We start from the raw sequence: 17613 nt of genomic DNA on the forward strand, positions 1-17613 counted from the left end.
TCGCACTCGGGAGAAATCGTCATCCCGGCGAACGCCGGGACCCATTGCCACGCCGCGTCGGCGGCGATGTGAACCGCATCAGGGCAGTACCCCGGCGGAGGCCGGGGCCCAGTTGGGTGACGTTCGTCGTCACTTACGGCGGCTTTCCCAACTGGGCCCCGGCCTTCGCCGGGGTGCATGTGGCGCGTTGCCGAACGGCGGCAGGCGGCGAACGTCGGCGCGAGACATCGCATCCCCCACGCCGGCCTCACCCATCGCAAAGTTTTTCTTCGCCCGTCGTCATGGGCTTATTCGGCTATGCTGCGCTGCACGCGCAACAGCGCACCGAATACGGACCAGTATAGGGGGTCGATCGTGACGATTATCAGCGAACTTCTGCTCGCGGCGAGTTCCGCCGCGCTCGCGGCGCAAGCCGCTCCCGCGCCCGCCCAGCAGGACCAGCCCCCCGCGGTCGCCGAACCGGCGCAAGCTGCGCCCGTCGCCGACGCCGCGGCGCAGGCCAACGAGGGCGACGACATCATCGTCACCGGCACCCGCAGCGCCGGGCGCAGCCGCCTCGACAGCGTCGCGCCGGTCGACGTGCTGAGCGGCGCCAGCCTGCAACGGCAGGGGACGACCGAACTGGCGAGCGCGCTCGCCGCGATCGCACCGTCAATCGACTTCCCGCGGCCGTCGGCGACCGACGGCACCGACGCGATCCGCCCGGCGACGCTGCGCGGCCTGTCGCCCGACCAGACGCTGGTGCTGATCAACGGCATCCGCGCGCATGCCTCGTCGCTGGTCAACACCAACGGCAGCGTCGGTCGCGGTTCGGCGGCGGTCGATCTCAACACCGTGCCGACCGTCGCGCTCGACCGGATCGAGGTGCTGCGCGACGGCGCCTCGGCGCAATATGGCTCGGATGCGATCGCCGGCGTCATCAACCTGCGCCTGCGCGAGGCGCGCAGCGGCGGTGGCGGCTCGGTCACCTACGGCTTCTACGACACGCAGGTCGACACCGCCAACAACCGCCGCGAGGTGAAGGGCGAGCACGCGGTCACCGCCACGGCGTGGCAGGGGATCGGCTTCGGCGACGACGGCTTCATCACCGTGTCGGGCGAATATACCAAGCGCCAGCCGACCAATCGCGCCGACATCGACACCCGCGTCTCGCCGCGCCGCGTCACCGGTCGCTACGGCGATCCCGAGGTCGAGCAATATACCGGCTTCGTCAACGCCGGCACCTCGCTGACCGACAGTCTCAAACTCTACGCCTTCGGCGGCTATCAGGATCGCGACAGTCGCAGCGCGGCCTTCCCGCGCCTGACCAGCGCCGCGACGACGCTGGCCGGCTATTCGAATCAGGGGGGCTTCGCCTTCCTGCCGATCATCAACACCAAGTCCCGCGACATCAACTCGGCGGTCGGGCTGCGCGGCACCGTGTCGGATTTCGATATCGACCTGTCGCTCAGCTACGGCCGCAACAAGATCGACTATCGCACGCTGAACTCGGCCAATTATGCGTACGGCAGCACGACGCCGCGCAATTTCTACGACGGCGCGACGATCTACGACCAATATGTCGCCGGCCTCGACGTCACCCGAAAGTTCGACGTCTTCCAGTCGCTCAACGTCGCCTTCGGCATCGAAGGGCGACGCGAGGGCTATAAGATCACGCCGGGCGAACAGGCCTCTTATGGCTATCCGGCCACCGGGACGGTCACCGGCGCCGCGGCGAACGCGACGCCGGGCGCGCAGGGCTTCGGCGGCTTCTCGCCGCTCAACCGGACCGAGCGCAGCCGCCGCAACGGTAGCGCCTATCTCGACCTCGAGGCGCAGGTCACCGACCAGTTCCTCGTCGGTCTCGCCGGCCGGTTCGAGGATTATTCCGACTTCGGCTCGACCGCGACGGGCAAGGCCTCGGCCCGCTACGACATCACGCCGTGGTTCGCGCTGCGCGGCACCGCCTCGACCGGCTTCCGCGCGCCGTCGCTCCAGCAGCAATATTTCACCCAGATCGCCTCGGTCGTCACCAACGGCGTGCCGGTGCTGACCGGCACCTATCCGTCGACCAGCCCCGTCGGCACCGCGCTCGGCGGCCTGCCGCTCGAACCCGAAAAGTCGACCAACTTCTCGGCCGGCACGGTGATCCGCGCGGGCGGCTTCGACCTGACGATCGATGCCTATCGCATCCATATCCGCAACCAGATCGGCCTGTCGGAGAACATCACGACGTCCTCCAGCCCGTCGCCTGCCGTCAACGCCGAGATCGCCCGCCTGCTCGCGGCGACGAATACCGGCGCCGCGGCGGCGCGGTTCTTCATCAACGGCCTCGCTTCGACCACCAAGGGGATCGACGCGGTCGCGCATTACCGGCTGGCGACGGACACCGTCGGTGCGTTCGACCTGACGCTGGCGGGCAACGTCAACAAGGTCGACGTGACGCGCGTGCCGACCTCGACCGCGACGCTCAACCCGGCGCCGACGCTGTTCGCGCGCAGCCGCATCCTGACGCTGGAACAGGGCACGCCGGGCGAGAAGGTGACGGGGCAGATCGACTGGTCGCTCGACCGGCTCGGCGCGCTCGCCCGCGTGACCTATTACGGCGACGTCAACCAGCCGGGGACGCTGGTCAGCGGCGACGTCCACACCGGCAAGCACGCGATCACCGATTTCGAATTGCGCTACGCCACGCCCAAGGGCGCGCAGATCGGCCTCGGCGTCAGCAACCTGTTCGACGTCTACCCCGACCGGACGATCGCGGCGAACAATTCGACCGGCGTGCTGGGCTTCCCGTCCTATTCGCCGTTCGGCTTCAACGGCCGCTATCTCTACGCGCGCGCCGGCCTCAACTGGTAGAGGGCGGGGGGCGGGGGCTACAGGCCCTCGCCGCCCACCCATTGCGCATTGGCCAGCCGCCGCGCGAGCGTCCAGTTCTGCTGGCGGATGTCGGGCACCGCGACCACCTCCCACAGGCCGCCGCGCGTCATCGGGCCGATGCAGAACAGGCGCGGATCGGCGATCCCGTCGCGGCCGATCACCTGCGACTGCGCATCGACGTCGAGCCCGATCCGCAGCGGGTCGGGCCGGATCAGCCCCTGGTCGAGCAGGTCGCGCAGCAGCGGCTCGTCGGAGCGCATCAGATCGCCCTGCGGCCCGGTGCAATTGACGATCCGCGCCACCCGCGTCTCGACCCGATCGTCGGACCCGCGCGGCCGCCAGCACAAGCGCGCGCCGCTGCCGTCGGCGCTCGCCCCGACCAGCTTGCCGGCGGTGAAGCCGAGCCGTCCGGCCGTACACAAAGCGTCGACCCGCGCCGCCACCGCCGGCGCGAGCCGATGGCGATGCACGTCCCAATAGGGCCGCAGGTGGCGGAGGAACCGCGCCCGCGTCGCGGCGTCCGCCGCTCCCCACATCATCTGCGTGATCGGCCGCAGCTCGTCGACCGCGGCGCGCCAGCCGACGGTCGCGGCGCGGTCGCGGACATGGCGCACCAGCCGCGACAGCGTCCCTGCCGGCCGCTCGCGCAGCCCCGGCTGCGGCGGCGTATCGGCATGCGGCCGCGGCACCAGCCCGCGCCGCGAGATCGCGACCACCCGGCCGCCGAACCCCGCCGCCTCCAGCAGCAGCGCCGCGTCGATCGCGGTCAGCCCGGTGCCGATCAGCACCACCGTGTCGTCCGGCCCCAACCCCTCGGTGATGTCGCCCGCCCACGGATCGGCGCGATAGCAGCCCGCCGGCAGCACCGCCGGATCGAGGCCGGGCGGGGTATGCGGCGGCAGGTTGCCGATCGCCAGCACCGCCACGTCGGCGGCGATCGCAGCGCCGGCGTCGAGCGTCAGCGTCACCCCCTCCGCCCCGCGCGCCAGCGCCACCACCGCGCCCTCGACCAGGGCCAGCCGGCCGGGGTTCGCCGCCACCGCCGCGTCGAGCATCTCGCGCAGATAGGCGCCATAGATCCGCCGCGACACGAAGGTCTTGGCATCGCCCAGCGCCTTGCCCTCCAGCCAGCGGACGAAATGGCCGGGATCGTCGGGCAGCGCGCTCATATTGCCGGCGCGGACGTTGAGCAGATGCTCCTCGTGCGCCGCGCTATAGGCGACGCCGCGCGCCATCTGTGCCGGGCGGCGTTCGATCAGCGTCGCGCGCGGCCCGTCGTGGCGCATCAGGTTAATCGCGAGCAGCGTCCCCGAAAAGCCGCCGCCGATGATCGCGACGTGATCGCCGGCTCTGGTCGCGTCGGTCGTCGCTGTCACTGGCCTGTCTCCTGCAAGCCCGCCCCCTAATCCTTGTGTGCCATCGCGGCAACGGGCGGGCGGTGGACATCGCCGGGGACGGTGGCCATGGTGGCGGCGGTAGGGACGTAGGAAACGGAGCAGGACTCGCGCGGATGACGGTGACGACGGATGACGGGGTGCGGGCGGGCGCAGGCGGCGCCGTGCAGCGTCGCGCCGGCCGGCCGAGCCGCAAGGAGGCGCAGGCGATCGAGGCGCTGATCCTCGACGGTACGATCGCGGCGATGCGCGACGCCCGCTATGCGACGCTGTCGATCGATGCGCTGGCGCAGGACATCGGCGTCACCAAGCAGACGATCTACCGCCGCTTTCCCAGCAAGGATGCGCTGATCGACGCCGCGATCCGCCACAAGATGGACCAGATCCACGCCTTCGCCCGCGACACCGCCGACAGCGTCGCCGAACCGATCGCCAGCCTGCGCACCTTCGCCCGCCACATGTTCGACATGATGCTCAAGCCCGAAAACGTCGGGCTGGCGATCTTCATCGACCACGCCTCGCTGACCGACGCCGCCTTCGCCCGCCGCCGCCAGCAATGGCACGTCATGCTGATGGCACCGATGAAGAGCGCGATCGCCACCGCGCAGGCACAGGGCCTGCTCGACGCGGGCGATGTCGAGGGGAAGGTCAATATGCTGTTCGACCTGCTCGCCGGCCCGGTCAACCGCATGCGCTACAGCGTCGCGCCCGACGTCGCGCTGGAGGGATTGTGCGAGGATCAGGCATTCGCCGCGCGCTTCGACGTCTTCCTGCGTCTCTATGCGCCGGTGTTGCCGGCATGCTGCACCGCAAAATAAAAAGGAACCGGTCAGTATTGTAATCGTTCGATACCTGCCTCTATGGGCTCGCGACGCCCGCGCCGACACCGTTCGTCGCCGCGCCCGTCCAGTCTGTCTCGTGTCGAGTGATGAACCGCATGACCACCGCCGCTCTGCCGTCCGACGTGCTCACCGAACGCGGGTTCGTCGCCGCGATCGACGCGGTGCTGCCGTCGCTCCGGCGGTACGCCCGCCATCTCAGCCGCGATCAGGGTGACGGCGACGACCTCGTCCAGGAGACGATGGCGCGTGCCTGGGCGGCGCGGACCCGCTTCCAGCCGGGCACCAATTTCCGCGCTTGGCTGTTCCGCATCCTGCGCAACCTGTTCCTCAGCGACCGCCGCCGCGGCGGCCGCAGCGTGTCGTGGAACCCGGACATCGACGACGACCGGCTGGTGACCCCGGCCGATCAGGAATCGGGCGTCATGCTCGCCGACCTCGACGCCGCGCTCGACAGCATAACCCCGGGTCAGGCCGAGGCGCTGGTGCTCGTCGCACAGGAGGGCCTGTCCTACGAGGAGGCCGCGATCCGCCTCGGCGTACCGATGGGCACGGTACGCAGCCGCGTCTTCCGCGCCCGCGCCGCGGTCATCGACCGTCTCGCCGGCACCGCGCCGACCCCGGCGACGCTCCCGCCGCCGGCGGCGATGGGCGAGGGCTACCGCCGCTGGAAGCACGCCGGCACCGGCATGATCGGCTAGGACCGGACAATAGGGAATTCCGCCCTCGCCAAGGTAGGGCGATCGGATAGGTCCGACCGGGTGATGCACCCACTTCTTCCGTCACTCCGGCCTTGCGCCGGGGTCCCGCTTCTTCTCCGCGCCGTCCGGAGAAGCGGGACCCCGGCTCGAGGCCGGGGTGACGGGCGGATCTGGAAACAGGTTCGCTTCGCACATCGAACCCTTGCCTCATCAACCCGCCGCGGTATCGCCGAGCTGCGGCGGCACCGTCACCCATTCCACCCGCTGCGGCACCGTCCCGAGTTCGATCCCCTCGTCGCGCATCCGCCGTAGCAGCGTCAGCAGCACGTTGCTGCGCGCCTCGCCGGTGCTGCGCGGGCTGGCGACGTGCGCGAGGCAGTTGAACAGGATGCGGCCGTCGCCGATCCCGTCGATCAGCACCGCCGGCGCCGGCGCGTCGAGCACCATCGGCTCGGCGACGAACGTCTCCAGCACGATCGCCCGCACCCGGTCGGCATCGCTGGCGATCGGCACCGAGAAATGGATCTGGATCCGCCCCATCGGCCCGGCGAGCGTCTTGTTGAGCACCGATTTGGTGATCAGCTCCGAATTGGGCACGATCAGCGTCGAATGATCCGCCAGCTCGATCTCGGTCGAGCGCACGCTGATCCGCTTGACGTCGCCCTCGTCGGTGCCGACCCGGATCAGGTCGCCGATCTTGATCGGCCGCTCGGCGAGCAGGATCAATCCGGAGACGAAATTGGAGGTGATCGCCTGCAGGCCGAAGCCGATGCCGACCGACAAAGCCGACAGCAGCAGCGCGATCCGCTCCATGCCGATGCCGAGCGAGGCGAGCGCCCATACCACCGCCAGCGCGATCGCCAGATAGCGCGCGACCAGCCGGATCGAGTTGCGCACGCTGCTGTCGAGATCGGTGCTCGGCAGATAGCGATGGTCGAGCCAGCCGGTGAACTGCCGCACCAGGAACAGCCCCAGGGCGAGCACCGCGACGAAGCGGATGATCGTCCCCGGCGAGATCGCGATGCCGCCGACCTCGACGCCGCGCGCCAGCCCGCCGACCCGGTCGAGGAACGAGCCAAAGCCGGCGCCGAACGGATAGAGCAGCAGCCCGAGCGCGACGACGATCACCGCCAGCCGCAGCACCGCCGACAGCAGCACGCCGAACTGGTCGACCGCGCTGCCGCTGATCCCCATGCCGTGGCGCAGCGTCAGCCCGACGCGGCCGTCGCGCTGGAACAGGCTGGTCGCGACATCGTCGATCACCACCATCAGCAGATAGGTGCTCACCCCCAGCAACGTCGCCCAGATCACCGCCTGGGTGATCGTGATCGCCAGCCCGACATAGCCGATCAGCAGCGCCAGCCCGGCGCCGGCGACGATCAGCCACACCGCCAGCGTGATCGCGCCCACGCCGGCACTCGCCGCCGCCTCCGCCTCGCTCTCGCCGTCCGCCGCCTCCGCGGCGCGCAGCCGGCCGATGATGACCAGCGTCCCCGCGATCAGGATCAGGTGGACGATCACCTCGATCACCTGCGTACCGAGCAAGGCGGTCGGGCTGACGCCGGCGGTGGTGTTGAACGCATTGGCGAGGATGACGACGAAGGTCAGCGTCGCGAACGCCCACGCCACCGGTCGCAGTGCGGTGGCGGTGGCATCGGTCAGCGTCGTCACCCGCCACGACGGCTGCCGCGCCATCAGGAAGGCGGCGCCGACCGCCGCGGTCAGCCCGCTGAACGCCGCCGCGATCACCAGCGCGTCGGCGAGCGCGTTCCACGCCGGCGCGAGCAGCGCCGACCAGCGCAGCCCCTGCACGAACAGGAAGGCGGCGGCCATCGGCATCGTCGTGCCGACGAACACCCGCCACAGGGCATTCGCAGACCGCCGCACGCGATGCCCCGGCGCATCGGCGATCAGATAGCGCTGGCCGATCCGGCGCAGGAACTGCCGCACCGGGATCAGCATCACGAGCGCCAGCAACGCGCCGAGCAGCGCGCCGATCGGAAATCCGCGGCGCAGGCCGGTATCGATCTGCGCCCATTCGCGGCTGAGGAAGGTCGACACGCGCCGGCTGTCGCGCGGCAGCGCCGCGAACATGTCGCTCCAGAAATGCGGCGACAGTGGGGAGGGGGTCCGCACGGCGATCCGCTGGTTGATCTCCTCGGCCTGCGTCTCGTCGATCTCGGTGACGAGCTGCCCCGCCTCGACCGCGACGAGCTGGCCGCGCTTCACCTTCGAATCGAGCGCGCTGCGCGCCTGCGCCAGGGCGCGACGCTCGGCGCGGATGTCGGGCGCCTCGACCACGCCGGCGACCGGCGGCCCGAGCCCGGCGATACGCGCGTCGACCAGCGCGAGCTGGCTGCGCAACTGCTCGGCGGCCTCGCGCGCGTCGCTCTGTGCGCCGAGCGCCCGATCGCGCAATGTGCCGCGCGTCTCGCGATCGACCTTGCCGTCGAGCGCCTTGTCGACGGCATCGAGCGCCGTCTCGGCGCCGGCGAGCTGCCGGCTGGCGGTCTCGACCGGCGTGGTCTGCGCCGCGGCCGGCACCGCGATCGCGAGTGCGACCAGCATCACCAGCAACACCAACCGCCGCACCGCTGCCATCATCGCGTCACGCTCCCGTCCATACCGCCCGGCTGGTTAGGAGGAGTCGCGCGACAAAGCGAGCGGTGACGGTTTTGGGGGGAAAACGGCCGCCTACGCGTCCGGCTCGCGCGCCCCTTTTCGTCATCCCGGCGAAAGCCGGGACCCACGGTGACGGGCGGTCGGCGGTACGTGCCACGACCGGCGGCACCGGGCCCATGGGTCCCGGCTTCCGCCGGGATGACGAGAGGGCAGAAATTCCTCGCTCGCGTGTGCGGGGCGGCAGGGTCAATATTCCCCCGGCATGGGCTGTAAACGGCTGGGGGCGTTCAATCCGGCGCTCGCTGGCGGGGAAGGATCGCCGTGGGCTGCGGTGATGAGGCTCGATCGGTTTCCTCATCCCATCCGTCACCCCGGACTTGTTCCGGGGTCCACCGGGCCGCGAGAGCAGGGTGGCGAACCAAGCCCTTCTCCTCGCCGCAGGGTGGACCCCGGAACAAGTCCGGGGTGACGGGGTGGGCTTGGAGCGCGGCGGGCTTAGGTGAAGGTTCGTTTGCGATTGCCCTGCGCTGGCGGGGAGGAGTTCGTGTGTTGCCATCACCTACCCAATCCCCCCGCAGCCCCCATCACCGCCAGCCGGCATCCATCCAGTAATTGTGCGCGGTACACATACGCGCATCCTCCGACGCGAGGAACAGCACCAGCGCGGCGATGTCCTCCGGCTCGATCCGCCCGTCGAGGCATTGCGCCGCGACGATCTCGGCTTCGCCCTCGGGCGTGTACCATTTCTCCTGGCGCGGCGTCTTGACGTTGCCCGGCACCACCGTGTTGACCCGGATGTTGTCGCGGCCGAGGTCGCGGGCGAGGCTGCGCGTCAGCCCCTCGATCGCCGCCTTGGCGGTCTGGTAGAGGACGAGGTCCTCCAGCCCGAGGTGCCAGCTGATCGAGCCGAAGTTGATGATCGATCCGCCGCCCGCCGCCTTCATCGCCGGGATCACCGCCTGCGCCGCGAAGAATTGATGACGCAGATTGACGTTCATCCTTTGGTCCCAATAGGCCGGCGTCACCTCGGCGACCGTATGGCGATCGTCGTTGGCGGCATTGTTGACCAGCACGTCGACGCCGCCCAGCTCGGCCTGCAGTTCGGCGAACACCGCCGCCAGCGCATCGAGATCGGTGAGGTCGAGCCGGCGGAACACCGGCACATGCGCGGCATCGCCCAATCGCTCGACCAGCGCGCGGCTGTCCGCCTCGGCGACGTCGACGAAGGCGACCTTGGCGCCCTGTCGCGCGAACGCCTCGACCAGCCCCGCGCCGATCCCCGATCCGCCGCCGCTGATGATGACCCGCTTGCCGCTGAGCGAGGGGTAGAGCGCGCGCCGGCCGTTGCCGTCCATTGCCGTCCCGGTCATGCGAGCAACCCGCGGCCGGCGAGGTTGCGGATCAGCGCGGTCAGGCCGAAGCGCCACGGCGGCGCCGCCTTCGAGGTGCTGACCGTGTTGACCAGCCGGCCGAGCCGCGGCGTCTCGATCGCCACCGTGTCGCCGACCTTGTGGGTGAAGCCCTGGCCGGGCACGTCGCGGTCCTGCGTCGGCGCGAACAGCGTACCGAGGAACAGCACCAGGCCGTCGGGATATTGATGCTCGCTCAGCGCCTGGCGCAGCAGCTCCTCGGGATCGCGGCTGATCTGGTTCATCGAGCTGGCGCCGTCTAGCGCATAGCCGTCGATGCCCTCGATGCGCAGCGTGATCTCCGCCTGCCGGACGTCGTCCATCGTGAAGTCGGCGTCGAACAGCCTCACGAACGCGCCCAGCGAGCAGGAGGCGTTATTGTCCTTCGCCTTGCCGAGCAGCAGCGCCGAGCGCCCCTCGAAGTCGCGCAGATTGACGTCGTTGCCCAGCGTCGCGCCGACCGCGCGCCCGTCGGGCCCGGCGAGCAGCACCACCTCGGGCTCGGGGTTGTTCCACGTCGAATCGGACCGGATGCCGACGTCCGCGCCCCAGCCGACCGTCGCCAGCACCGGCGCCTTGGTGAAGATCTCGGCATCGGGGCCGATCGCCACCTCGAGATATTGCGACCACAATTGCTCGTCGATCAGCGCCTGCTTGAGCGCCGCCGCCTCGGGCGAGCCGGGCACCACCGCGCGCATACTGCCGCCGATCCGCCCTTCCAGCCGGCTGCGCACCTCGGCCGCCGCGCCGGCATCGCCGCGTGCGCGCTCCTCGATGACGCGCTCCATCGCCGACACCGCGAAAGTGACGCCCGCCGCCTTGACGCATTGCAGGTCGATCGGGCTGAGCAGCCGCGGCAGGCCGTCGACCGACAGGCCAATCGCATCGAGCGCACCGATCTCCTCGCCCTGCGCGTGGTCGAAGCTGCCGCCGGCGACCAGTTCGGCGACGGTCGGGGCGACGCGCGCCATGTCATAGGCGATGCCGTCGACGACCAGCACCGGGCTCGGGCCGGCGCCCAGATCGATGCGGCCGAGCCAGCGCGCGCTGCGCCAGTCGCTACCGAGCGCGTCGGCGGGGTCGAAGGATATCGGCATTGGGCTCTTCTCCGGATCGGACGCACCGGCCGATCGGACTTCGGTCGGCGGGCGCGGCGGTGGCGCTGGCCCTGACGGTACGGCGACCGGCTCGGCGGGTGGAGCATCGCCGATGCCCTCGTTCCCGCCGCGGCGTTCGCCGTCTTCCATCTCTCCCAGCTGGTTATCGCTACCATTAGCTTGCACAATCCGCGCCGCAAGCCGAAAGACGGGGCGCCGATCATCCCCGCGCGTGTCGCGCGGCGGGCAGGCGCGGGCGCGCGGGTTGCGCATCGGGCCGCTCGCTGCTACGGGCACCGTTCGCACGGCGCGGACCTTTCGTCTGCAGCCGCCATAGCTATTGACCGGAGTGTTTCAGTTCCATGCAGATCGTCGTCCGCGACAACAATGTCGACCAGGCCCTTCGCGTGCTCAAGAAGAAGCTGCAGCGCGAGGGCGTGTACCGGGAGATGAAGCTGCGCCGTCACTTCGAAAAGCCGTCGGAGCGCCGCGCGCGCGAGCGTGCCGCCGCCGTCCGCCGTTCGCGCAAGCTCGACCGCAAGCGCGCCGAGCGCGACGGTGCGCGCTAAGTCATTGTGATCGTTACGAAGATGCTTTCCTCCGGAGGCGTCTTCGTGCGAAGTTAGAGATGTTAACCGGTGACGGCCGGCCCGGCACCACAACTTCAGGTGCCCCAGATGTCGACCGTCACCGCCGTTCCGCTGCGTCCCATCAAGCGGACCTATCTCGTCTATCTGTGGGTGGGCATCGTCGTCGCCTGTCTCGCGGCCTTCCTCCTGGCGCGGCAGGGCGACGACTTCCTCACCCGCAACGCGCGTGCGAGCGGCGTGATGACGACCCCGTCGGGGCTGCAATACAAAGTGGTGCAGCCCGGCGCGCCGGGCGCCCCCAAGCCGACCGACAGCGACGTCGCGCTGATCAATTATGAAGGCAAGCTGCTCAACGGCACCACCTTCGACAAGTCGCAGCAGCCGACGCCGATGCCCGTCGCCGGCGTCGTCCCCGGCTTCTCCGAGGCGCTCAAGCTGATGCCGAAGGGCGCCAAGTATCGCGTCTGGATCAAGCCCGCGCTCGGTTACGGCGCCGAGGCGAAGGGGCCGATCCCGGCCAATTCGACGCTCGTCTTCGACATCGAGCTGATCGACTTCCTGCCCGAGGCCGTCGTCCGCCAGATGCAGGCGCAGGCCCAGGCACAGGGTGCCGGCGGCCCCGGCGGGATGCCGCGCGGCGCGATGCCCCCGGGCATGCCCGGCGGTCGCTGATCCGCCACGACGACGAAAAGCCGGCGCCGGACCATCCGGCGCCGGCTTTTTCGTGCCCGCTATCGCCCTGCGCCGGACAAAAAAATAGCGGCCCGAAGGCCGCTACTTTCTCTAGCCGAGGCTAACGGTCAGCTTAGTTGCTGTCCGCATTGTCATCGCTGTCGGCGACGACGACGATGCCCGCGACGACGGCAGCGGCCGCGATCAGGGCGATGACGATCCCGCCACCGGCGAGCTCGTTCTTCTTGGCCGAGGTCGAACCGGTGCGAACCGACTTCGACACCGACAGGCTGGCTGCGGGGTTCGCCGGAGCGGCAACCGCCGGAGCAACGGCCATGGTGGCGGCCGCAGCGGCCATGACAATCTTACCGAAACGCATGATATAACTCCCTCTTGTGCTCGTCACCGGTTTGCATGGCAGAAGTATATAGGCGCGACAACAGTTTAACCGCCCGGTTTCGGAATGGCCGGCGACCGTTGCCGCGACGCCACACGTTCCCGCCGCCGGTCAGCCCGCGCGGGTCGCCTGCACCGTCCAGCGCGCCGTACCTTCCAAACCCAAAGCGGTCAGCACGCCGGTCTCATAAGCCCCGGTATCGACACCGATCCGATGGACCTGCTCGTCGAGCCCGGCGCTGATCGTATGGCCGTGGACGACCATCTTATCGAGCGCGCGATCGTGATCGAGGAAGGGGTTGCGGATCCAGCGCAGGTCGGCGCCGCGCTGCGCGGCGAGATCGGTGCCCGGCCGCACGCCGGCATGGACGAAGGCATAGTCGCCGATCGTCACCATATCCTCGAACGATTCGAGGAACGCCTGATGCTCGGCGGGCACGCGGACGCGCATCGCGGCATGCAGTTCCTCATAATCCATCCGGTCATAATCGGCGGCGTCGAGCCCGTAGCTCATGATCGTCTCGCGCCCGCCGATCCGGCAGAACATGCGCAGCGCCTTGGGCTCGCCCTTGAGCGATTCGAGGAACACCTCCTCGTGATTGCCGAGCAGGAAGCGCGTATCCGGCCGCTCCGCCGCGAGCAGCCGCAGCCGCTCGATCACCGCGGCCGACGCCGGGCCGCGGTCGACGAGGTCGCCGAGGAAGACGATCGTGGTGCGCGCAGGATCGCGCGCCCGGTCGTCCGCATCGATCCGGGCAAGCAGTTGATCGAGCAGATCGGCGCAACCGTGGACGTCGCCGATCGCATAGACGCGTTCGCCTTCCGGAATGGCGGTCAGCGGCGTTGCCGTGGAACGGCGCGCGTTGAGCAGCTTCTTGAGCATGGATTCCCGTCGATCGTGCCGAATGGCAGGTATACCCGCGCAGGTCTGGCCGCAACAGCCTGAACCCCGCGTGAAAGTGGCTAGCCGACCAGCCGTAGCACATCCTGTACCGGCGAGGCGACCGCAGGTTGATCCGGCCAGATCCCGCGCGTGTCGAGCACCGCCTTGTCGCGCCGTTCCTCGATCGGCACCGAGCGGAACACGTCGTGATCGACCAGCACGACCATGATCGGACAGCATTCGATCGCGCCGTCGATGTCGATCAGCGTCGCGCCGGTGCCGTCGAACGCCTTGGGCAGCGTCCCCGCATAGGGTTCGACGATCCGCACCCGGTCGCCGAACCGCTCGGCCAGCGCGACCGCGACCTTGAGCGCCGGGCTCTCGCGGAAGTCGTCGATGTTCGCCTTGAACGCGAGGCCGAGGCAGGCGACCGGTGCGCCGGGCCGCGCCTCGATCAGCGCGCTCGCCTGCGCGACGACATGGTCGGTCTTGCCGTCGTTGACCAGTCGCGCGGTGCGGATCAGCGGCGTGTTGGCGGGATCTGCATGGACGAGGAACCACGGATCGACCGCGATGCAATGGCCGCCGACGCCCGGCCCCGGTTGCAGGATGTTGACGCGCGGATGGCGGTTGGCGAGGCGGATCACCTCCCACACGTCGACCCCCATCGTATCGGCGATCAGGCTGAGTTCGTTGGCGAAGGCGATGTTGACGTCGCGAAAGGCATTCTCGGTCAGCTTGGTCATCTCCGCCGCGCGCGCGGTGGTGGTGACGCAGGCGCCGCGCACGAAGCGGCGGTAGAAGGTCAGCGCCTTGCGCGCGCAGCGCGGCGTGATACCGCCGATGACGCGATCGTTGTCGATCAGCTCGACGAGGATGCGCCCGGGCAGCACGCGCTCCGGGCAATAAGCGATCGCGATATCGGCCGCCTCGCCGGCGCGGCCGGGTACGCGCAAATCGGGACGCAGCTCGGCGAGCAGGTCGCGCACCCGTTCGGTGGTGCCGACCGGCGAGGTCGATTCGAGGATGATCGCGTCGCCCGGCTTGAGCACCGACGCGATCGTCGTTGCCGCCTGCAGCACATAGGCGATATCGGGCGCATGATCCTCGCCGAACGGGGTCGGCACCGCGATCACGAAGACGTCGGCCGGCTCGATCCGCGTCGACGCACGCAGCGATCCGCGCGCGACCACGCCGGAGACGAGGCCGTCGAGATCGACCTCCTCGATATGCACGCGCCCAGAATTGACCGTCTCGACCACCGATTCGGTGACGTCGACGCCGAGCACCTTCGCCCCCGTCCGCGCGATCACCGCCGCGGTCGGCAGGCCGATATAGCCGAGGCCGAGAACGACGACCTTGAGTTCAGAGTCCGAAATCATCGGCGATGATCCTTGCGATCCGGGTGCTGGCCTGGCCGTCGCCGAACGGATTGTGGGCGCGTGCCATGGCGGAATAGGCAGCCTTGTCATCGAGAAGCGTGAACACTTCGGAAACGATGCGGTCTTCGTCGGTGCCGATCAAGCGCGCGGTGCCCGCCGCGACGCCCTCGGGCCGCTCGGTGGTGTCGCGCATCACCAGCACCGGCTTGCCGAGCGCGGGCGCCTCCTCCTGCACACCGCCCGAATCGGTCAGCGCAAGGTCGCACAGTTCGAGCGCCCGGATGAAATGCGGATAGTCTAGCGGCGCGATCCGCGCGACATTGTCCGGCGTGCCCAGCCATTCGTCCATCACCGCGCCGACATTGGGATTGGGGTGCATCGGGAAGATCACCGCGACATCGTCGCGCGCCGCGATCCGCGCGATCCCCCGCGCGATCGCCGCCATGCCGTCACCGAAATTCTCGCGGCGATGCGTCGTGACGAGGACGATGCGCTTGCCCGCGAAGCGCGCCGCGAGCGGATCGAGATCGCCGGCCAGCGCCGGCGTCTCGGCGATGCGACCGCGCGTCCAGAGCAACGCGTCGATCACCGTATTGCCGGTGACATGGACGCCCGCGGCGACGCTCTCGCGCGCCAGCGCCGCCGCGGCGGTGGCGGTGGGTGCGAAATGTAGATCGGCGATCGGCGCGACGATGCGCCGGTTCACCTCTTCGGGCCAGGGCTGGTAGATGTCGCCCGAGCGCAGCCCCGCCTCGACGTGTGCGACCGGGATCTTGCGATAATAGGCGGCGAGCGCACCGACCATCGCGGTCGCGGTGTCGCCCTGGACGACGACGCGGTCGGGCCGCACCCGGTCGATCACCTCGCCGAGCCCGGTGAGCAGCCGCGCGGTCAGCCGATCGAGCGACTGGCCCGGCTCCATCAGGTCGAGGTCGATGTCGGGCGTCAATCCGGCGATGGCGAGCACCTGGTCGAGCAGCCCGCGATGCTGCGCGGTGACGCAGGTCACCGTCTCGATGCCGCCCGCCGCCTGTAGCGCCCGCACGACGGGGAACAGCTTGATCGCCTCGGGGCGGGTGCCGAAGACGGTGAGGATCCTGGGGCGGCTGGCGCTGGTCATGCCGGCTGACTAGCGGCCGTCGCTTAATTTCGGGCTAAGCCACAGGTCGGGCAGCCGGGATCCTTCGGCATCGTCAGCGTCCGGAAGCGCAGCGACAGCGTATCGGCCAGCAGCAGCTTGCCGGCGCTGTCCTCGCCGAAGGCATGGATCGCGCGCAGCACCTCGAGTGCGGCGAGGCTGCCGATCGCCCCCGCCATCGGCCCCAGCACGCCGTCCTCGGCACAGGTCGCGCCGGGCCGGTCGGGATCGCTGCCGACGAAGCAGCGATAGCAGGGCTTGCCCGGCTCCCAGCCGCGGAACACCCCCAATTGCCCGTCGAACTGGCCGATCGCCGCCGAGACGAGCGGCACCCGCGCGGCATGGGCCGCATCGGCGACGATCAGCCGCGTCGCGAAATTGTCGCAACCGTCGAGCACCACGTCGGCCTCGGCGAGCAATGCAGCGACGTTGCCGGCGTCGACGCGTATCGGTCGCGCCACCGCGGCGACATGCGGGTTGAGCCGCCGCGCCGCCGCCGCCGCCGTCTCCGCCTTGCCCGCGCCGATCTCGGCGGTGGCATAGATCGTCTGGCGTTGCAGGTTGGACAGATCGACATGGTCGTCGTCGACGATCGTCAGCCGCCCGATGCCCGCCGCGGCGAGATAGGGGATCGCCGGCGATCCGATTCCGCCCGCGCCGATGACCACGACATGCGCCGCGGCGAAGCGCTGCTGACCGGCGCCGCCGACCTCCTTCAGGACGATGTGCCGGGCGTAGCGGGTCAGTTCCTCGTCGGAGAGCGTCACGCCGACCAGGAGAAGGTGAGGCTGGTCCGATACCAGGTATCGATATCCGCCACGCCGGGGGCGATATTGCCGCGCGCCATGCTGGAGACGAGGCCCGCGGCATATTGCTCGACCGAGGGGCAGGCGATCGCCCGCGGCACCACCCGCTTGGGCTGGCCGCCGGCACCGACCAGCACCGCGAGATCGACCTTGAGCACATAGCCCTGTGGCGACGGCGTCGCGGCGTTGCACCGCCCCGCCTTCACCTCGGCGCGGACGAAGCTCGACAGATTGGCGCCATCGTCGGGATCGCGGCTGTAGGGCAATGGATGCAGCGCGCTCCAGTCCTGCGGCGGCATCGGCATGGGCGATGCACCGGCGAGCTGGGCTGCCAGGAGAATTGCTGTGATCATCGGCCGGTCGATCCGAACCCTCCGCTTCCACGGTCGGTATCGTCGAGCGCGTCGACGATTGCCAGCGTCGCGCGCTGAACCGGGGCGGGGACGAGTTGGGCGATGCGTTCGCCGCGGGCGATCGCGAACGGGGCCTCGCCGAGGTTGATGAGGATCACCTTCACCTCGCCGCGATAGTCCGAATCGATCGTGCCGGGCGTGTTGAGGCAGGTGATGCCGTGCTTGATCGCCAGACCCGAGCGCGGGCGCACCTGCACCTCATAGCCCTCGGGTATCGCGATCGCGAAGCCGGTCGCCACCGCCGCGCGCGCGCCCGGCGCCAGCGTCAGCGCCTCGGCCGCCACCACGTCCATCCCCGCCGCACCCGCGGTCGCATAAGCGGGCGGCGGCAGCCCCTCGCCATGCGGCAGGCGGTGGAGGCGGATGGCGATGGCTTGGCTCATGGCGCAGGGCTAGCCTGCCTGCGCGAACA

Annotated in this window: 16 protein-coding genes; 5 read left to right on the forward strand and 11 right to left on the reverse strand. The window is 69.8% G+C overall.

The genetic code is table 11. The features are described 5' to 3' along the window. The first annotated feature begins 354 nt into the window (after window positions 1-354). On the forward strand, window positions 355-2838 hold the full coding sequence (locus MC45_RS01695) for a TonB-dependent receptor plug domain-containing protein (RefSeq protein WP_038666209.1): 2484 nt from the start codon (window positions 355-357) through the stop codon (window positions 2836-2838). Between the two features lie 17 nt (window positions 2839-2855). On the opposite strand, the gene MC45_RS01700 is transcribed toward MC45_RS01695, so the two are convergent. Then, on the reverse strand, window positions 2856-4235 hold the full coding sequence (locus MC45_RS01700; RefSeq protein ID WP_038658740.1) for an FAD/NAD(P)-binding protein: 1380 nt from the start codon (window positions 4233-4235) through the stop codon (window positions 2856-2858). Between the two features lie 134 nt (window positions 4236-4369). Here MC45_RS01700 and MC45_RS18540 point away from each other — a divergent pair, with 134 nt between their 5' ends. Continuing rightward, the gene (locus tag MC45_RS18540) at window positions 4370-5071 is read left to right on the forward strand and encodes a TetR/AcrR family transcriptional regulator (protein WP_081974294.1); all 702 of its coding nucleotides are present in this window, start codon (window positions 4370-4372) and stop codon (window positions 5069-5071) included. A gap of 119 nt (window positions 5072-5190) precedes the next feature. Continuing rightward, on the forward strand, window positions 5191-5793 hold the full coding sequence (locus MC45_RS01710) for an RNA polymerase sigma factor (protein WP_169742512.1): 603 nt from the start codon (window positions 5191-5193) through the stop codon (window positions 5791-5793). 210 nt (window positions 5794-6003) lie between these two features. Here the strand turns inward: MC45_RS01710 and MC45_RS01715 are convergent, their stop codons facing one another. From MC45_RS01715 to MC45_RS01725, 3 genes are all read right to left on the reverse strand, one after another. Continuing rightward, on the reverse strand, window positions 6004-8397 hold the full coding sequence (locus MC45_RS01715) for a DUF3772 domain-containing protein (RefSeq protein ID WP_052075470.1): 2394 nt from the start codon (window positions 8395-8397) through the stop codon (window positions 6004-6006). A 602-nt stretch (window positions 8398-8999) separates the two neighbouring features. Beyond that, on the reverse strand, window positions 9000-9785 hold the full coding sequence (gene xylB, locus MC45_RS01720; protein WP_038658743.1) for a D-xylose 1-dehydrogenase: 786 nt from the start codon (window positions 9783-9785) through the stop codon (window positions 9000-9002). After that, window positions 9782-10921: a fumarylacetoacetate hydrolase family protein gene (locus MC45_RS01725; protein WP_038658746.1), complete on the reverse strand. Its 1140-nt coding sequence runs from the start codon at window positions 10919-10921 to the stop codon at window positions 9782-9784. Before MC45_RS01725 ends, xylB begins: the two co-directional genes overlap by 4 nt. Before the next feature lie 362 nt (window positions 10922-11283). Here MC45_RS01725 and rpsU point away from each other — a divergent pair, with 362 nt between their 5' ends. Both rpsU and MC45_RS01735 read left to right on the forward strand, forming a co-directional pair. Next, on the forward strand, window positions 11284-11490 hold the full coding sequence (gene rpsU / locus MC45_RS01730; protein ID WP_038658749.1) for a 30S ribosomal protein S21: 207 nt from the start codon (window positions 11284-11286) through the stop codon (window positions 11488-11490). A gap of 108 nt (window positions 11491-11598) precedes the next feature. After that, window positions 11599-12183, forward strand: coding sequence for an FKBP-type peptidyl-prolyl cis-trans isomerase (locus MC45_RS01735; RefSeq protein ID WP_038658752.1), 585 nt, complete (start codon window positions 11599-11601; stop codon window positions 12181-12183). A gap of 133 nt (window positions 12184-12316) precedes the next feature. Here the strand turns inward: MC45_RS01735 and MC45_RS01740 are convergent, their stop codons facing one another. The 7 genes from MC45_RS01740 to dut all read right to left on the reverse strand — a co-directional run bounded on the left by MC45_RS01740 (window position 12317) and on the right by dut (window position 17584). Further along, window positions 12317-12562 (reverse strand): hypothetical protein, encoded by a 246-nt coding sequence (locus MC45_RS01740; protein ID WP_245640815.1) that lies wholly within the window; start codon window positions 12560-12562, stop codon window positions 12317-12319. 129 nt (window positions 12563-12691) lie between these two features. Next, window positions 12692-13462 (reverse strand): metallophosphoesterase family protein, encoded by a 771-nt coding sequence (locus tag MC45_RS01745; protein ID WP_038658756.1) that lies wholly within the window; start codon window positions 13460-13462, stop codon window positions 12692-12694. An 80-nt stretch (window positions 13463-13542) separates the two neighbouring features. After that, a complete protein-coding gene (wecC, locus tag MC45_RS01750) occupies window positions 13543-14844 on the reverse strand; it encodes a UDP-N-acetyl-D-mannosamine dehydrogenase (RefSeq protein WP_038658759.1) in 1302 nt (433 codons plus the stop codon). Continuing rightward, complete coding sequence (gene wecB, locus MC45_RS01755) at window positions 14828-15964, reverse strand: non-hydrolyzing UDP-N-acetylglucosamine 2-epimerase (RefSeq protein WP_038658762.1); 1137 nt, start codon at window positions 15962-15964, stop codon at window positions 14828-14830. Before wecB ends, wecC begins: the two co-directional genes overlap by 17 nt. 23 nt (window positions 15965-15987) lie before the next feature. Continuing rightward, complete coding sequence (locus MC45_RS01760) at window positions 15988-16749, reverse strand: HesA/MoeB/ThiF family protein (protein WP_038658765.1); 762 nt, start codon at window positions 16747-16749, stop codon at window positions 15988-15990. Next, a complete protein-coding gene (locus MC45_RS01765) occupies window positions 16746-17141 on the reverse strand; it encodes a hypothetical protein (protein ID WP_038658768.1) in 396 nt (131 codons plus the stop codon). The genes MC45_RS01760 and MC45_RS01765 overlap by 4 nt, the downstream gene beginning before the upstream one ends. Beyond that, window positions 17138-17584: a dUTP diphosphatase gene (dut, locus tag MC45_RS01770; protein ID WP_038658771.1), complete on the reverse strand. Its 447-nt coding sequence runs from the start codon at window positions 17582-17584 to the stop codon at window positions 17138-17140. Before dut ends, MC45_RS01765 begins: the two co-directional genes overlap by 4 nt. Between the last annotated feature and the right edge of the window lie 29 nt (window positions 17585-17613).

This window comes from Sphingomonas taxi, from assembly GCF_000764535.1.
GTDB classification, from domain to species: Bacteria; Pseudomonadota; Alphaproteobacteria; order Sphingomonadales; family Sphingomonadaceae; genus Sphingomonas; species Sphingomonas taxi.

What these genes read in the sequence shown, in the direction of transcription:
- MC45_RS18540 (WP_081974294.1), top strand. Translation starts at nt 4,370, where the DNA reads ATGACGGTGACGACGGATGACGGGGTGCGGGCGGGCGCAGGCGGCGCC.
- MC45_RS01710 (WP_169742512.1), top strand. Translation starts at nt 5,191, where the DNA reads ATGACCACCGCCGCTCTGCCGTCCGACGTGCTCACCGAACGCGGGTTC.
- MC45_RS01715 (WP_052075470.1), bottom strand. Translation starts at nt 8,397, where the DNA reads ATGATGGCAGCGGTGCGGCGGTTGGTGTTGCTGGTGATGCTGGTCGCA.
- xylB (WP_038658743.1), bottom strand. Translation starts at nt 9,785, where the DNA reads ATGACCGGGACGGCAATGGACGGCAACGGCCGGCGCGCGCTCTACCCC.
- MC45_RS01725 (WP_038658746.1), bottom strand. Translation starts at nt 10,921, where the DNA reads ATGCCGATATCCTTCGACCCCGCCGACGCGCTCGGTAGCGACTGGCGC.
- rpsU (WP_038658749.1), top strand. Translation starts at nt 11,284, where the DNA reads ATGCAGATCGTCGTCCGCGACAACAATGTCGACCAGGCCCTTCGCGTG.
- MC45_RS01735 (WP_038658752.1), top strand. Translation starts at nt 11,599, where the DNA reads ATGTCGACCGTCACCGCCGTTCCGCTGCGTCCCATCAAGCGGACCTAT.
- MC45_RS01740 (WP_245640815.1), bottom strand. Translation starts at nt 12,562, where the DNA reads ATGCGTTTCGGTAAGATTGTCATGGCCGCTGCGGCCGCCACCATGGCC.
- MC45_RS01745 (WP_038658756.1), bottom strand. Translation starts at nt 13,462, where the DNA reads ATGCTCAAGAAGCTGCTCAACGCGCGCCGTTCCACGGCAACGCCGCTG.
- wecC (WP_038658759.1), bottom strand. Translation starts at nt 14,844, where the DNA reads ATGATTTCGGACTCTGAACTCAAGGTCGTCGTTCTCGGCCTCGGCTAT.
- wecB (WP_038658762.1), bottom strand. Translation starts at nt 15,964, where the DNA reads ATGACCAGCGCCAGCCGCCCCAGGATCCTCACCGTCTTCGGCACCCGC.
- MC45_RS01765 (WP_038658768.1), bottom strand. Translation starts at nt 17,141, where the DNA reads ATGATCACAGCAATTCTCCTGGCAGCCCAGCTCGCCGGTGCATCGCCC.
- dut (WP_038658771.1), bottom strand. Translation starts at nt 17,584, where the DNA reads ATGAGCCAAGCCATCGCCATCCGCCTCCACCGCCTGCCGCATGGCGAG.